Origin of the sequence: Bradyrhizobium rifense, assembly GCF_008123425.1 — a bacterium.
Taxonomy (GTDB): domain Bacteria; phylum Pseudomonadota; class Alphaproteobacteria; order Rhizobiales; family Xanthobacteraceae; genus Bradyrhizobium; species Bradyrhizobium rifense.
In genome coordinates this window covers 138,332-153,327 of record NZ_VSSS01000050.1, presented here as the reverse complement: position 1 = coordinate 153,327, position 14,996 = coordinate 138,332, and the positions used below count along the sequence as shown (strand labels likewise).

The window sequence follows — 14,996 nt, the reverse complement described above, 5'->3', positions numbered from 1 at the left end:
TCCTGGGCGGCAGGCTCAGGCGGCGTCGCGCTGCGAACGCTCGGTGGACTCGTCGAGCTCGATCTGGTCGATCGGCAGCGGGCGGCCGAACAGATAGCCTTGCACAAAGTTGACGTCGAGCGCCTTCAGCCGCTCGAACTCCTCGGCCGTCTCGACGCCCTCGGCGGTCACCGACATGTCGAGCCCGCGCGCCAGCGTCACGATCGAGGAGATGATCGCAGAGCTGCGCGGCTGGTGTGTAAGGTTGCGGATGAACGATTTGTCGATCTTGATCTTGTCGAACGGAAACGCGGTGAGATAGCTCAGCGAGGAATAGCCGGTGCCGAAATCGTCGAGCGCAAGCTCGATGCCGATGTGCTTGAGCCGCTCCATGAAGGCATGGTTCTCGGCACCGCGCTCCAGCAGCACGGATTCGGTGATCTCGATCTCGAGCCGTTGCGGCGACAGGCCGGAGTCCCGCAATGCCGCGCAGATGACATCGAACAGATCGGCTTCCTTGAACTGGATCGGCGACAGGTTCACCGCGACCATCAGATCGGACGGCCAGTTTGCCGCATCCGCGCAGGCGCGACGCAGCACGAATTCGCCGAGCGGCACGATCAGCCCGGTCTCCTCGGCAAGCGCGATGAACTGATCCGGCGGGATCAGGCCGCGGGCCGGATGGCGCCAGCGCACCAGCGCCTCGAACCCGCGCCGCGTGCCGGTGGTGGCATCCATGAACGGCTGGTAGTGCACCTCGAGCTGGCAGCGCGCGATGGCGTCACGCAGATCGCCCTCCAGCGTGTTGCGTGCTTCGAGCTCGGCCGACATCGCCTCGTCGTAGATGGTGAAGCAGTTGCGGCCCGCCGATTTCGAGCGGTAGAGCGCCAGGTCGGCCTTCTTCAGCAGCTGCTCCTGGTCGCGGCCGTGATCCGGCGCGATCGCGATGCCGATGCTGGTCCCGATCTCGACGCGATGGCCGGGCAACAGGAACGGCTCGGCCACGAGCTTGGCGATCCGCGCCGCCAGTTCGGTCGAGCAGGCGCGCTGGTCCTCGCAGCCTTCCTGGATGATGGCGAATTCGTCGCCGCCGAGCCGCGCCAGCACGTCGGTGGCGCGCACCGCGGATTTCAGCCGCTGCGCCACCAACCGCAGCAGCGCATCGCCGGCGCCATGACCGAGGGAATCGTTGACGTTCTTGAAGCGATCGAGATCGAGCATCAGGATCGAGAAGGTCGGACCGTGGTCCTTCAGCTGGCTGTTGAGCTCGTTGAGCCGGGCAAGGAAAAAGGCGCGGTTCGGCAGTCCGGTCAGGACGTCGGTCTGCGCAAGCTCGAGCACGCGGCGATTGGCCAGCGACAGCCGCCGCGAGTTGCGGCTGGCGAGCATCAAATAGGTCGCCAGCGACAGCGTCAGCAGCATGCCGACGATCAGCACGGCGCCCGCGCGATCGTAACTCGTCTCCAGCGCGCCGCCGGCCGTCGGCATGGCGCGCACCTGCCAATCGGTGTCGCCGATCCTGAGATGGCCGGCCCAGTGTCGCCCCCGCGCGACGTCGCGCATCGACTGCGGCGATGATGACGCAGAGGAATAGTCCGGCAACGTCTCCTCGAGACTGACGATGCGTCCCGTGAAGGGCGGATAGATGTTGATACTGACCGCAGGGTTTGCCCCGGTCGTCACGCGAATGGCCTGCATCAGCAGCGGCAGGTCGAACACGCCGACGACATAGCCCGCGAGGTTGCGGCGACGGTCCGCGACCGTCTCGCGCGAGGTGCCCTTGGCATAGACAGGCACGGAGACAATCACATCGGGCTGGCGGCCGGTCTCACGCTCGGCGTAAAGGCGCGCGCGGATCGCAACGATGCGGTCGTTGTCGCGCGCGCGTTCGAGCGCAACGCGACGTTCGGGAACACTGCTGTGATCCATGCCGTAGACCGATGATGTCTTCGGCTGGGTCGAGTAGAAGACGGGAAAATATTCGTCGCTCTGGGGCGCAATCGCGAAACCGTCGTCCTGGAGCGACCTGATATGATAGCTGGAAATACCGTCCGTGATCGCGGCGGCCTCGTACTCGGCGCGCTCCTTGCGGTTGACGCGCGGCAGCCAGGCGATGCGCAGCATTCCGGGATGGCGTTCGAACAGCCGAGCGCTGAAAGTCTCGAACTCGCTGCGGGTAATTTCCTCGTTGGTCGACTCGAACAGGGTCCGCAACGCGACGAGCCGGCTGATATATTCGCTCATGCCGTGCTGCATGACGATGGATTCGGTCTCGGCCGCGTTCTCGAACTCGATCTTGTTGACGCGGTCTTCCCAGCGCGCCACCGCAGCGGCGCCAGCGATCGAGAACAGCAGGCCGACGGCAGCCGCGACCAGCGCAGGGCGATAGAGGCCGAGCAGCGGCGCAACACGCCACCGTCCAGTCATACGCCTTCGATCCTGATCATTCTGATCGCGATCGCCCATCTTGATTCCGCACGTCCCCTCGGCGCGGCGGCCGAACTTAGGGTTGAGCCACCGTGACGACTATCGGACAAGGATCGGGGTTAAGAACTGCACAATATTGGAACCAAGCCGCCCCGCATTGCGAGGTGTAGTTAACGATTGACCTGCGCATTCCCGGCAATGTGGTAGCCAATTGCCGGATTGCCCCGGAGTCCTACGGACCGCTCTCCCCGCGCCGGTTAGCGCCCTGTTCAGCCTGCGGACCTATCATTGCCACACCATTTCCTGCATCCGGCGAGCTCTCTCATGAAACGATCGCGCGCAGCGACATGCATCGCGCTTGCCGCCGCGTTGCTGGCGGCCGCGACGCTGACGGCAACAGGCGACGAGGTCGGCGTCAGCGAGGACGCGATCCTGTTCGGCCAGGCCGCGGCGCTCGAAGGTCCCTCCTCCGTGCTCGGTCAACGGATGCGGCAAGGCATCGTCGCCGCGTTCACCGAGATCAATGCCAAGGGCGGCATCCACGGCCGCAAGCTCCAGCTCGTCAGCCGCGACGACGGCTACGACCCCGATCGCTCGGTGGCGCAGACGCTGCGGCTGATCGAGGATGACAAGGTGTTCGCGCTGATCGGCGCGGTCGGCACCCCGACCGCAATGGCAACAATCCCGATCACGAGCGCCCGCGACGTTCCCTTCATCGGACCAGTCAGCGGCGCCGAATTCCTGCGCGACCTCGAACTGGCCAATGTCGTGAACATCCGCGCGAGCTACGGCGCGGAGTCGGAGACGCTCATCAAGCATCTCACCGAGGATCGCCACTTCACCCGGATCGCCATTTTCTACCAGGACGATTCCTTTGGCCGTGACGGCCTCACCGGCGTGAAGATCGCGCTTGCCAAGCGCGGCCTCGAACTCGCTGCTGAAGGCACCTTCGAGCGCAACACCCGCGCGGTCGGCGCGGCCTGGCGCACCATCAAGCGCGCCGAGCCCGAGGCGATCGTTATGGTCGGCACTTACGGTCCGAGCGCCGAGTTCATCAAGCTTGCGCACCGCAGCGGCCTCTCACCGACGTTCGTCAACATCTCCTTCGTCGGCGCCACCGCGCTCGCCAAGGAGCTCGGCTCCGACGGCGAAGGCGTCGTGGTCGCGCAGGTCGTGCCGTTTCCCTGGGATCGCTCGATCAAGCTCGTCGCCGACTACCAGGCGGCGCAGAAGGCGATTGATCCGACGCTGACGCCGGATTTCGTCTCGCTCGAAGGCTATCTCTCCGGTCGCCTGGCGGCGGCCGCCCTCGAAAATCTCGGACCGAACCCGACACGCGCGGGGCTGCTGCGCACCATCAACGACGTCGGCCGCTTCGACATCAGCGGCAGCGTCGTCACCGTTGGCTTTCGCGCCATCGAGACGCCACCGAAGGTGTTCCTGACGGTGATCCAGAAGGACGGAACGTTCAGGGCGATCGACCGGCTGTAGGGCAACTCACGGCCGCCGCGTCCAGCGGTCGGCGTTCACGGCGCCCTTCGGGGCCTCGCCCTTGATGATGGCGTCGACCTGCCGCACCGTCTCGAGCGACTGGTATTCGATCGCCTGCGGCGTCAGCCCACCAACATGCGGGGTGGCGACCACGTTGGCAAGTTTTGCCAGCTCCGGCGTCGGCATCTGGTCGGGCGCGCGGCCGACATCCATCGCAGCACCGGCGATGCGGTTCTCCAGCAGCGCCTTCGCGAGCGCCGCCTCGTCGACGAGATTGCCGCGCGAGAGATTGATGAAGACGGCATGCTTCTGCATGCGCGCCAGCGCCGCCTCGTCGATCAGCTTCTCCGTCTGCTCGTTGGCAATTGCGAGGCAGACGACGTAGTCTGATGCAGCCAGCAGCTCGTCGAGACCGACCTGCTTGATCGCGCTGTCGCTGACATCAGCGAAGGGATCGGCGACCAGCACCTTCATGCGCATCACCTTGGCGATCTCGGCGAGGTAACGACCGATGCTGCCATAGCCGATGATGCCGATTGTGCTGCCGGCGAGCTGACGGCCCGTCCGCGCCTCCGGCTTGCGGCCGGCATGGAAGTCGGCTGTGGCCCGCGACACGCCGCGCGACAGGTCGACCATGAAGCCGATCGCGAGCTCGGCGACCGCCTGCACGAAGCCGGGACCGGCGCGCGTCACCAGCACGCCTGCCGTTGATGCGGCATCGACGTCGACGTTGCGGATGTCGACGGCACAGCGAACGAAGGCTCGGAGATTCGGCAGCTGCGCAAATATCTCGCCGCGCCCTTCCGTCATGCGATCGGCGACGATGATGTCGGCGTCCTTTGCCGCATTCACGAGGCCTGCGGAATCGAGCGCCTGATCGCCCTCGTGCAGGATCACGTCCGCAATCGCCCGCAGGCCGTTCAGGCTGCGATCACCGTAATAATTGCGGCGCATCTCCGGCGTGTGGGCCAGCAGGACTTTCACGGCAACACTCCCTTAGTAACCGAATGCGCGCGGCAAGGCGGTGCTCAGCCATGGCACGAAGGCGATGACGAGCAGGCAGAGGAACAACAGGCCGAGATAGCCCAGGATCGGCTTCACCGTCTGCTCGATCGGCACGTTGCCGATCAGGCAGGCGCCGTAGAGCCCAAGCCCGAGCGGCGGCGCGAACAGGCCGACGCCCATCGCGATCACCAGCACCACGCCGAAATGCAGCGGATCGATGCCGAGCTGCACCGCCACGGGAAGAAGCAGCGGCCCGAAGATGATCAGCGCGGCCGCGCCTTCCAGCACCGAGCCCATCACGATCAGCACGGCGATCGCCAGCAGGATGAACAGCCAGGTGCCGCTCGTTTTGGACAGTCCCAGCATGAAGTCGCCGACCGCATGCGGTACCTGCTGCAAGGTCAGCGTGAACGCCAGCGATTGCGCGGCGGCGACGATGAACAGCACCAGTCCTGCGCGCGTCGCCGCCTGAACGAAACTATGCGTCGCCGATTTCAAGCTGAGCTCGCGGAACACGACGCTGCCGACGATGAGCGCGTAGGCGACGGCAAAGGCGGAAATTTCGGTTGCCGTGGCAAAGCCGCTCTTGAAGCCGAAGAAGATCATGAAGATCAGGCCGAACGAAGCGATCGCGCCGCTCCACAGGCCCGAGACCGGCATCTGCGGTTCGACCTCCTCGGCGTCCGCCGGCGTCTTGCCGAAGATGATCGAGAAGGCGATCAGCACCGCCGCCATCAGCGCCGCCGGCAGCAGCCCTGCCATGAACAGGCCGCCGATCGACAGGTTCGCGACGAAGCCGAGGATGATCAGGTTGATGCAGGGCGGAATCGTTTCCGCCATCACCGCAGATGCCGCGAGCAGCGCCACCGCACTGCCTGGATTCTGCTTCGAGCGGCGCGCCGCCGGGATCAGCACGGAGCCGACGGCTGCGACATCGGCCATCTTCGAACCCGAGATGCCCGAGAACAGCACCATCGAGGCCACCATCACGACGTTCAGGCCGCCGCGCATGCGGCCGACCCCGCGCTGCAGCAGCTCGATCAGGCGCACCGACATGCCGTTGGCTTCCATGAGGTAGCCGACGAGGATGAAGAACGGAATCGCGAGCAGCACGAAATTGTCGATGCCGCGCGCCATCTGCTGGGCGAAGATGACGCCGGGCAGCGCGCCCTCGACCCAGATGAAGATCAGCGCGGCCAGCGCCAGCGCAAAACCGATCGGCAAGCCGCCGAACAGCGTGGCGAAGAAGCCGATCAGCATCAGCACGCCCGCCGACGGCACCGAGGACGGCGACAGGTAATCCCAGGCGAGATAGAGCACCGTCACGACGGCGACCGCAACAAGACCTCTGACGATCTCAGGCAGCGGTCGCGCGCAGAGATGGTCGATCGCGAACACGGTCATGAACAGCGCGCCGACGCCCATCGGATAGAAGGTCAGCTCCAAAGGCAGGCCGGAGCCGGTGGTCTGCCCCGCCGTCAGCGAGCCCAGCTTGATGGCGTTAAAGGCGACGTAGCCGGAGATCAGCACGACGAGCACGGCGCTGGCGGCGTCGACCAGGCTGCGCAGCCGCAGCGTCAGCAGATCGCGGAAGAAGGACACGCCGACATTCTCGCCGCGGGCAAGCGCACTTGCGGCACCGAAGAAGGCCGATCCGACCATCAATCCGCGCGCGACGTCATCCGACCATTCGACCGGCGCGTTGAAGCAGAAACGCAGCAGTACGGATCCGCAGACGACCGCAAGATCGGCGGCCAGAAGGATGGCCGCGATCGCGTCGCTCAGGCGAAGCAGAAGGGCGATGCTCCCGTGGCGACCGCCCGAGAGCGGCACGGTTCCTGTCATCGCCAACCCGGATTTAGCCATCTCAGGCTTGCGTCGAACGAATGATGTCGATGACGGCCTTGGACTCCGGCCGCGCCTTGATGAAGTTCTCGGTCTGCGGCGCCACGCGCTTCTTGAACGCCTCGCGGTCGCATTCGGCCACCGTCACGCCCTTCTCGGTCAGAGCCGTCAGCGCTTCCTTCTCGACTGCAAGCCCATGGGTCCGCGTGTCGACCGCGGCCTTCTTCGCGGCGTCGAGAAAGCCCTCGCGCAGCTTCGGATCCATGCGGTTGAAGGTCATGTCGCTGAAGTAGACCGCGAGCGGCGAGAAATTGTGCTGCGTCAGCGCGTAGAACTTCGCGGTTTCGAAGAACTTGCTGGCGAGGATGGTCGGCGGATCGTGCTCGAGGCCATCCAGCACGCCGGCCTGCAACGCCGTGTAGATTTCGCCGAACGCTAGCGGAGTGGCGGCAGCCCCCATCAGCCGCAGACATTCGGTGATGACGGGATTCGGCAGCGTCCTGATCTTGAGACCGGCGAGATCCTCCGGCGTCTTCACCGGCTTCTTCGCAAACACGCTGCGCGAGCCGAAATTATAGGCCCAGGCGATGATGCGGATGTTGCTGCCCTTGAGCAGCGCGTCCTCGATCGGCTTGGCGGCGCCGGCGTCGAACGCCTTGGTCTGCTGCGGGAAGCTCGAGAACAGGAAGCCGAGGTCGTAGGTGCCGACCAGTGGCACCAGATTGGCCGAGATCGACGAGCCCGACACCATGAGGTCGATGACGCCGAGCTTCACCGAATTAATGACGTCGATTTCCTGGCCGAGCTGGTTGTCCGGGAAGAAGGCGACCTCGACCTGCTCGCCGAGCCCGTTGCCCTTCAAATTCTTGACGAGATTGTCGTAGTAGACGCGGCCGTTGGCGAATTTGGGATCGTTCGGCAGCGAGGAGGAGCATTTCAGCTTCAGCGTTGCGGCTTCGGCGCGGCCGATGATGGCGGGAGAGAGCACGAGGCCGGCGGTCACGGCCGTCGACGACTTGATGAACGTGCGACGGCTGACAGGCACGATAGTCATGGTGTCTCTCCCCAATATTTTTTGTTCGCGGCCACGGTCGTAGCCACAGCCTGTTGCACGGACTGTATGGCCAAAGCGACGACGCAGGCAAGCGTTGCGGCCAGCGCAGCCGAGACGGGACGGGAGCAAGGCGCGCCGGCAGAGACCGCAGCGGAATGCCTATATTTGCCGATGTTCTCGATCATGCCGCATCGCGACCGAACGGCGGGCTATGCAGATTGCGCAGATCGATCCAATTCGGGTATGGATCAATGCCGAACGCAGATTGATGGGCTTATGGCTGGTCACTCGCGCGTTGGCACGCAGCAAAAAGCTGCGGGACCGTGATCCCGCAGCTCTCACGTTTCAATGATGCGACGATGTCAGCGCGACGACGCGACGCTCAACTGTCCGCTCGCTGCCTCGACATCGCGTGAAGGCCGCAGCGCGAAGGCGCCATCGCCGAGCAGCGCCTGCGCGACCAGCGCGATCACCCAGAACGCGGGATATTCCCAGCCACCCTTCGGGTTGGTGAAGAAGAACCCGGCGGCACCGTGCACGGTGAAGATCGCGCCGAGCAGGATCGGGATGCCGGCCAGCGCCGCATAGCGGGTCCAGACGCCGAGGATTAGGGCGATGCCGCTGAGGACTTCGACGGTCATCACGAGATAGGCGAGCTCGGGCGGGAAGCCGAGGCTGCCGAAGAACTTTGCCGTGCCGGCGGGGGTGAAGACGAACAGTTTCAGGCTGGCATGGGCCAGGAACAGCGCGCCCAGGGTCACGCGCAGCACCAGCGCGGCGTAGGGAGCGGTACGGGAATCGATCATGGCGGTCTCCATTGTTGGGGATAGCTATGATCTATTCTCAAACGGACGATAATTGGCTATTCTGGAAAAATACTTCACACCAATAGAGTGAGATAGATGCTCGACCGGCTGACCAGCCTGGAAGTCTTCGCCAAGGTGGCGGCGAACGGCAGCCTGTCCGGTGCGGCCCGGGCGATGGGCCTGTCACAGACCATGGTCACCAAGCACGTGGCCTCGCTGGAGGCGCGGCTCGGCATCAAGCTGTTCCACCGCACCACGCGGCGACTGTCGATCACCGAGGCCGGCCGGCTCTATCTGGAATCCTCCGAGCGGATCCTTGCCGACATGGAGACGGCCGATGCCGCAGTCGCGCGGGAGCGCGCCGAGCCGCGCGGATTGTTGCGGGTCAACGTGCCCGTCGTGTTCGGCACACGGCAGATTGCGCCCCTCATTGCAGATTTCTCGGAACGCTACCCCGAGGTGACCATCGAGCTCGGCCTCAACGATCGCCTCGTCGACCTCGCCGAGGAAGGCTGGGATCTCGCGGTCCGCATCGGACGCTTACGCGACTCCAGCATGGTGGCGCGAAAGCTCGCGCGGAACCGGTTGGTGGTCTGCGCCGCCCCGTCCTATCTGGCGAAGCACGGCACGCCGCGCACCGTCGCCGACCTCGCCGCGCATAATTGCCTCGGCTACACGCTTACGCAGCAGGGCAGCGCCGCGGAATGGCCGTTCGGCGTCGACGGCGAGATCCGCATCCAGATCAGTGGCACCTTGCGTGCCAACAATGGCGATGCGCTGCGCGCTGCGACGCTGGCCGGCCTCGGCCTCGCCCGGCAGCCGACCTTCATCATCGCTGACGATCTGCGCGCCGGCACGCTGGTCGCGCTTCCGCTCGATCAGCCGGAGATGCAGTCATCCGCGGTGCATGCGGTCTACCTGCCCGATCGCCGGCCGCCGGCGAAGGTGCGCGCCTTCATCGATTTCCTCGCCGCACGCTTTGCGCCTGACCCGCCCTGGGACCGTGGATTGTTCTGAAAGCACGGCACAGCGCGGCGGCTCCGGCGGACCCCCTGCCCCATTTGCCGCACGCGAGAGCGTGAGATAGCGCACAGACAGAGTCGTGGCGGACGACTAGAAAAGGTGACATCCTCGCACCCATTGCCGATGGAGGTGACACCATGCGCCGTCCAGTCCTTTGTAATTTAGTTCTTGCTTCCAGTCTCCTTGCACTCACGCAGTTCATGACGCCGACACAGGCCGCGGCCGAAGCGCGGCTTGCGCTGGTGATCGGCCAGTCCGCCTATCGCACCGTGCCGGAACTGCCCAACGCCGCCAACGACGCCAAGGGCATGGCCGAGCTGCTCGGCAATGCCGGCTTCAACGTCACCGCAGCGCCCAATCTGTCGCAGAACGAGATGCGCCAGACGATCTCGGATTTCGCCGGAAAGGTCAGCGCCAGCGGCGCCGACACCGTCGCGCTGGTGTTCTATGCCGGCCACGGCCTGCAGATCGACGGCGAGAACTATCTCGTGCCTGTCGATCTCGATCCCAAGCGCGAGGCCGACATTCCGTTGCAGGGCGTGCGTCTGAACGATCTGCTCAACACGCTCGGCGCGTTGCCGACGCGGGCGCGCATCTTCATGCTCGATGCCTGCCGCAACAATCCGTTCCCGGCGCTGAGCGGTGCCGGCCACGGGCTTGCGATCGTCGACACCAAGGCAGGCGCGCCGGGCTCGTTCATTTCATATTCGACCTCGCCCGGTGCCGAAGCCGAGGACGGATCCGGAGCCGACAGTCCCTACACCACGGCAGCGCTGACGGTTGCCAAGCAACCGAACGTCCCGATCGAGGAAGTGTTCAAGCGCATTCGTATCTCCGTGGCGCAATCGACCGACGGACGACAGATCCCCTGGGAAAGCTCGTCGCTGACGACCGACTTCAAATTCTTCGGCGGTGATAGCAGCAGCGGTCAGCCCCCTGCTCCGGCCGCGAACGCGATGGCCCTCGCCAGTGCTACGCGCAGCGTCGAGGATTGGCGCAAGGATTTGCAGGGCAAGGACGCCAAGGTCGCCTATCAGCTCGTGATCGCCGACGACACCGTGCCCGCCTATCAGGCCTATATCGAGCTCTACGCGCAGGACGCTCAAACGCCGCGCCTGCGCACGGTGCTGGAGCGGCGGCGCCAGATGCTGGCGTGGGACCGCGCGGTGGCGATCAACACCCGCGCTTCGTACGAGGCCTATCTCGCGAACTGGGACAATAGCGATCTCGCGGCGACCGCGCGCAGGCTGCTGCTCCGCGTGCAGAACCGCAATTATGTCTTGCCGGTTGCGGCCGCCGCGGTGCCGGTCGCCGTCGCCATGGCGCCGACCTGCCCGTGCTCGACACCGTCAACGCCGGCGACGCCGATCAACCCGACGGTTGCACCTATCATCAAGAAGCGCGTCGACGACACGCCGCCAAAGCGCAAGGTCGTCGACACGCCGCCCAAACCGCGCCGGCCGCCGCCTGACGAAGTCGTCGAGCGCGCACCGCCTCCCGGCCCGCCGCCCGAAGCCGTCGGGATTGGCATCGGGATCGGTCTCGGCATGGGCATGGGCATGGGCGGCCATGGCGGAGGTGGCATGGGACGCGGCGGCGGCGACTACAACCGCGGCACCAGGTACTGACACTGCCGCATTGCGATAGGCAGTGATGTCCGCAAGCTTCGCTTGCGGACATTTCTGTTGATAGCCCCGGGCCTTCGCAGTCTGCCGCCCTCCAATCCGGAAATGCTGTAGTCTGATCGGCCGACGCAGATTTTCCGGGGACTTCGCATCGATGCCGCAAGACGTTCACGCCAGGAAAGCATGGCCGCTGTTTGGCTCGCTCGCCTCCTATTCCCTGCCCGGCGATCTCATGGCGGGGCTGACGCTGGCGGCGATCGCGATCCCCGAGCAGATGGCGACTGCGCGGCTCGGCGGCTTCGCGCCGCAGATCGGCTTCTTCGCCTTCATGGCGGGCTCGCTCGGCTTTGCCCTGCTCGGCGGCAACCGCTTCCTGTCCTGCGGCGCCGATTCCACGATCACGCCGATCTTCGCCGGCGGCCTTGCCGCGTTGGCTGCTGCCGGCTCACCCGAATATCAGGGGCTCGCGATCGCGCTGGCGCTGATGGTCGGCGTGATGATGCTCGCCGGCGGAGCGTTTCGGCTCGGCGGCATCGCCAACCTCCTGTCGATGCCGGTGATGGTCGGCTTCCTCGCCGGCATCTCCGTCCACATCATCGTGTCGCAATTGCCGGGCGTCCTGGGACTGGAATCGCCGAGCGGGCCGACGCTCGATCGTATCGGCGTGCTCGCAACCGAGCTCGGCCGCACCAATCCCGTGACGCTCTGCATCGGCTTCGGCGTGCTGGCCGTGGTCGTCATCTCCGAAAAAATCAGCGCAAAGATTCCCGGCGCGCTGATCGGGCTCGTCGCCGCGACGCTCGCCACGATCGCCCTGGGTCTCGAGAGCAAGGGCGTCAACGTCGTCGGCAGCGTGCCAGGCACGCTGCCGCGGCCGACCCTGCCCGAGCTTGCACCGGAGCAATGGGTGCGGCTGGTGCCGCTCGCCTTCGTGATCACCGTGGTGGTGATGGTGCAGACCGCGGCCACCACGCGGTCCTTCCCGTCCGATCCCGACAAGCCCGCCGATGTCGATCGCGACTTCCTCGGTGCCGGCGCCGGCAGCGTGCTATCAGGCCTGTTCGGCGCGTTTCCCGTCAATGCCAGCCCGCCGCGAACAGGCATCGTCGCCGAGACCGGCGGACAGTCGCAGCTTGCGGGCCTTGCGGCTGCGGTGATCGTGCTGTTGTTGCTCGCGTTCGGAACGGGGCTGCTGCAGCACGTCCCAGATGCAGCCCTTGGCGGCATCCTGCTGTTCGTTGCGCTGCGCATCATCCGCACCAAGCAGATCCTCACGATCTATCGCCAGTCGTTCAGCGAGTTTCTGCTGATCGTCGCCACCGCCGCGCTGATCATCGTGCTGCCGATCCAGCAGGGCGCGTTCCTCGGCATCGTGCTGTCGCTGCTGCACGGCATCTGGAGCACGACGCGCGCAAGGCTCATCGAGTTCGAGCGCGTGCCGGGCACCACGATCTGGTGGCCAGCGCACCCCCACATCACCGGCGAGCGCATCGCGGGTGTCGCCGTGATCGGGCTGCAGGCGCCGCTGTCCTTCCTCAATGCGCCCGGCTTCCGCAGCGACGTGACGAAAGTCCTGAGCGCGGCGACGCCGCAATTGCTGGTGCTGGAGGCGAGCGGCATGGTCGAGATCGACTTCACCGCCGCGCAGATCCTGCTCGACGTCTTCAAGGCGTGCAGCGAACAAGGCGTCACGGTCGCGCTGGCGCGGCTGGAATCGGTGCGCGCGCAGGACGCATTCGAGCGCTTCAAATTGTTCGATGTGCTGCCGAAGGAGCACGTCTTCCACAGCGTGGATGAGGCCGTGAGAAAGCTGGCGAAGTAGCCGCGCTCACTGCAACAGCACAGGATAGTCACGCTGCACCGTCTCGCGGATCCAGCTTGCCTGGATCGCGCGCGACAAAATCTGCGCGGTTTTGACGTCATTGGCCTTCATGCAGAGATCGACGATGCGGCGGACCGCGTCGTCGCGCATCAGATCGTCGGAGATCTTCATCGCGATTTCCATCGCGGCGCGCGCCGCACCTTCATAGCGTTCGCTCTCGCGCATGTCGTTGCGCGCCGAACCTCCGACCGTCGCTGCGCTCGCGGTCGCAGCCTCACAGATGGTGCGGATGCAGGCAGCGGCTTCGATGTCGCCGAGCGGCCCCTGGATCACCTCGTCCCAGACGTCCCCCGGCGTCTTCCTTGCGAACCACTTCATCACCCCGCCACCCGTGGTCTTCCCGCCACCGTATTGCCGTGCTTCAGCTCCACCCAGCATAGAGAACCGTAGCGAGATCGGCGAGGCGGTTTTTTCCGCCACAATTCCGTGGCTCGCGACACGCTCAGGATGTCCGACGTGGTCCGATCGCCTCGAACTGCGCCTTCTGCTCGTCATTCAGCGTGGCGTAGAAATCCTCCAGCGCCGCGCGAACCGACTTGACGCCGTCGAGCATTACGTCGAGCCGCTTGCGGACCGCGGCCATTCGCGCCGGCGGCGTCATGACGTCGTTGGGCTGGCAGGCCGCCTTGAGCGATGCGCTGACCTTGGTGCTGGTATCCTGGAGCACCTGTAGCGCGGCGCGCTGGGTGTCGTTGGGATGAAGCCTCGCTTCGATCTCGGCGCCGGGCCAATCGAGCGCGGCAGACGCTCCGCAATTCTGGACCAGCGATCCATTGCTGTTGTTGGACGCCGTCGCACGACGCTGATCTTCGGCCAGCGCATTGAAGCGCGCCTTCTGCTCGTCGGTGAGCGAGCCATAGAACTTGTCCAGGGCAGGCTGAACGAGATCGACGGCCTTTTCCATCGCTTCGACACGCTGCTGCATCGCCATCAGCCGACCGGGCGCGGTCGCCGCGACCTGCGCCGGACAGGACGCACGGATCATGTCCGCCGCCTGGATCGAGGCATTGCCGAGTTCGTCGAGGCTTGCGCCTTGCGCGTCCGTCGGCTGCACTGCGGCTGCGATCTGGTCGATCGGCAGTCCGACGATTTCGCGTCGATCGCTGCCGCAAAGCTGATCGAGCGCAACGCCCCGCGGTTGCCGCCGTCCCTGCGGTCGTTGCGGCAGATAGGCCGAGAGACCGTCATAGCCATAGGGCCCGAAGATGCCGGCATAGATGTCCGGGTAGCCGTAGCCCCAGAAGCCGAGACCGTCGCCCCAGATCGTGTAGTCGTAGAGGTCGTTATAGGCGAACGGCCAGAACAACGGTCCGACCCAGCCATAGCCGCCCCCCGCATGTTGCCACCATCCGCTGCTTGCGCCATGCCAGCCGGCAAGTGCGGCCGCGGCTGCGATCTGGGCTCGCGCCGCCGGATTGCTGATCAGCCGGCCGTTGCGGAACGCGCTGGAGTGCGCGTTGAGGGCATTGCGGAAATTCGCAGGACGGACGCCAGCATTGCGGATCTGACCGAAGTTCGGACCACCATGTCGAGCTCCGGTTGCAAACCGCATTCCGCCATGGTGCCCGCCGCCATGTCCGTGCCCGAAGCCATGACCGCCAAAATGGCCGCCACCATGATGGCCACCACCATGCCCACCGCCATGGCCACCGCCATGACCGCCTCCGTGCCCACCGCCATGTCCGCCGCCGCCCTTCCCCAGAGCCGTGCCTGCCAGCATGCAGGCCAGCGCCATCACGGCAATTCCAATGACCGGTCGCAACATCGCATCCTCCCGCAGAGCCGCGCCATTGAGGCATCGGAAGCCTACGGGAATTGGAACCGGACTAGCTGCGGAAAGTTCCGCGACCGCGACGCAG

Annotated in this window: 11 protein-coding genes; 4 read left to right on the top strand and 7 right to left on the bottom strand. The window is 65.5% G+C overall.

Going from position 1 to position 14,996, the window contains the following annotated elements; translation table 11 throughout:
• Window positions 1–15: 15 nt before the first annotated feature.
• Window positions 16–2,406 carry a putative bifunctional diguanylate cyclase/phosphodiesterase gene (locus FXB40_RS30530; RefSeq protein ID WP_148775816.1) on the bottom strand — a complete coding sequence of 797 codons (2,391 nt, stop codon included), beginning with the start codon at window positions 2,404–2,406 and terminating at the stop codon, window positions 16–18.
• Window positions 2,407–2,730: 324 nt separating this feature from the next.
• On the opposite strand from FXB40_RS30530, the gene FXB40_RS30525 reads away from it, so the two are divergent.
• A complete protein-coding gene (locus FXB40_RS30525) occupies window positions 2,731–3,897 on the top strand; it encodes an ABC transporter substrate-binding protein (RefSeq protein ID WP_148775815.1) in 1,167 nt (388 codons plus the stop codon).
• Window positions 3,898–3,903: 6 nt separating this feature from the next.
• On the opposite strand, the gene FXB40_RS30520 is transcribed toward FXB40_RS30525, so the two are convergent.
• The 4 genes from FXB40_RS30520 to FXB40_RS30505 all read right to left on the bottom strand — a co-directional run bounded on the left by FXB40_RS30520 (window position 3,904) and on the right by FXB40_RS30505 (window position 8,607).
• Window positions 3,904–4,881, bottom strand: coding sequence for a hydroxyacid dehydrogenase (locus tag FXB40_RS30520; RefSeq protein ID WP_148775814.1), 978 nt, complete (start codon window positions 4,879–4,881; stop codon window positions 3,904–3,906).
• Window positions 4,882–4,893: 12 nt separating this feature from the next.
• Entirely contained in the window at window positions 4,894–6,747 is a 1,854-nt protein-coding gene (locus FXB40_RS30515; protein WP_187437248.1) for a TRAP transporter large permease, read from the bottom strand.
• Window positions 6,748–6,769: 22 nt separating this feature from the next.
• Window positions 6,770–7,801 (bottom strand): TRAP transporter substrate-binding protein, encoded by a 1,032-nt coding sequence (locus FXB40_RS30510; protein WP_148775813.1) that lies wholly within the window; start codon window positions 7,799–7,801, stop codon window positions 6,770–6,772.
• A gap of 362 nt (window positions 7,802–8,163) precedes the next feature.
• Window positions 8,164–8,607, bottom strand: coding sequence for a DoxX family protein (locus FXB40_RS30505; RefSeq protein WP_148775812.1), 444 nt, complete (start codon window positions 8,605–8,607; stop codon window positions 8,164–8,166).
• 96 nt (window positions 8,608–8,703) lie between these two features.
• Between FXB40_RS30505 and FXB40_RS30500 the strand changes: the two genes are divergently transcribed.
• The 3 genes from FXB40_RS30500 (at window position 8,704) to FXB40_RS30490 (ending at window position 13,077) form a co-directional block, all read left to right on the top strand.
• Window positions 8,704–9,624, top strand: coding sequence for a LysR family transcriptional regulator (locus tag FXB40_RS30500; RefSeq protein WP_148775811.1), 921 nt, complete (start codon window positions 8,704–8,706; stop codon window positions 9,622–9,624).
• A 143-nt stretch (window positions 9,625–9,767) separates the two neighbouring features.
• Window positions 9,768–11,258, top strand: coding sequence for a caspase family protein (locus tag FXB40_RS30495; protein ID WP_148775810.1), 1,491 nt, complete (start codon window positions 9,768–9,770; stop codon window positions 11,256–11,258).
• A gap of 151 nt (window positions 11,259–11,409) precedes the next feature.
• Complete coding sequence (locus FXB40_RS30490; protein WP_148775809.1) at window positions 11,410–13,077, top strand: SulP family inorganic anion transporter; 1,668 nt, start codon at window positions 11,410–11,412, stop codon at window positions 13,075–13,077.
• 6 nt (window positions 13,078–13,083) lie between these two features.
• Here the strand turns inward: FXB40_RS30490 and FXB40_RS30485 are convergent, their stop codons facing one another.
• A complete protein-coding gene (locus FXB40_RS30485; protein WP_187437247.1) occupies window positions 13,084–13,455 on the bottom strand; it encodes a hypothetical protein in 372 nt (123 codons plus the stop codon).
• Window positions 13,456–13,579: 124 nt separating this feature from the next.
• Window positions 13,580–14,902, bottom strand: coding sequence for a Spy/CpxP family protein refolding chaperone (locus FXB40_RS30480; RefSeq protein ID WP_148775808.1), 1,323 nt, complete (start codon window positions 14,900–14,902; stop codon window positions 13,580–13,582).
• Between the last annotated feature and the right edge of the window lie 94 nt (window positions 14,903–14,996).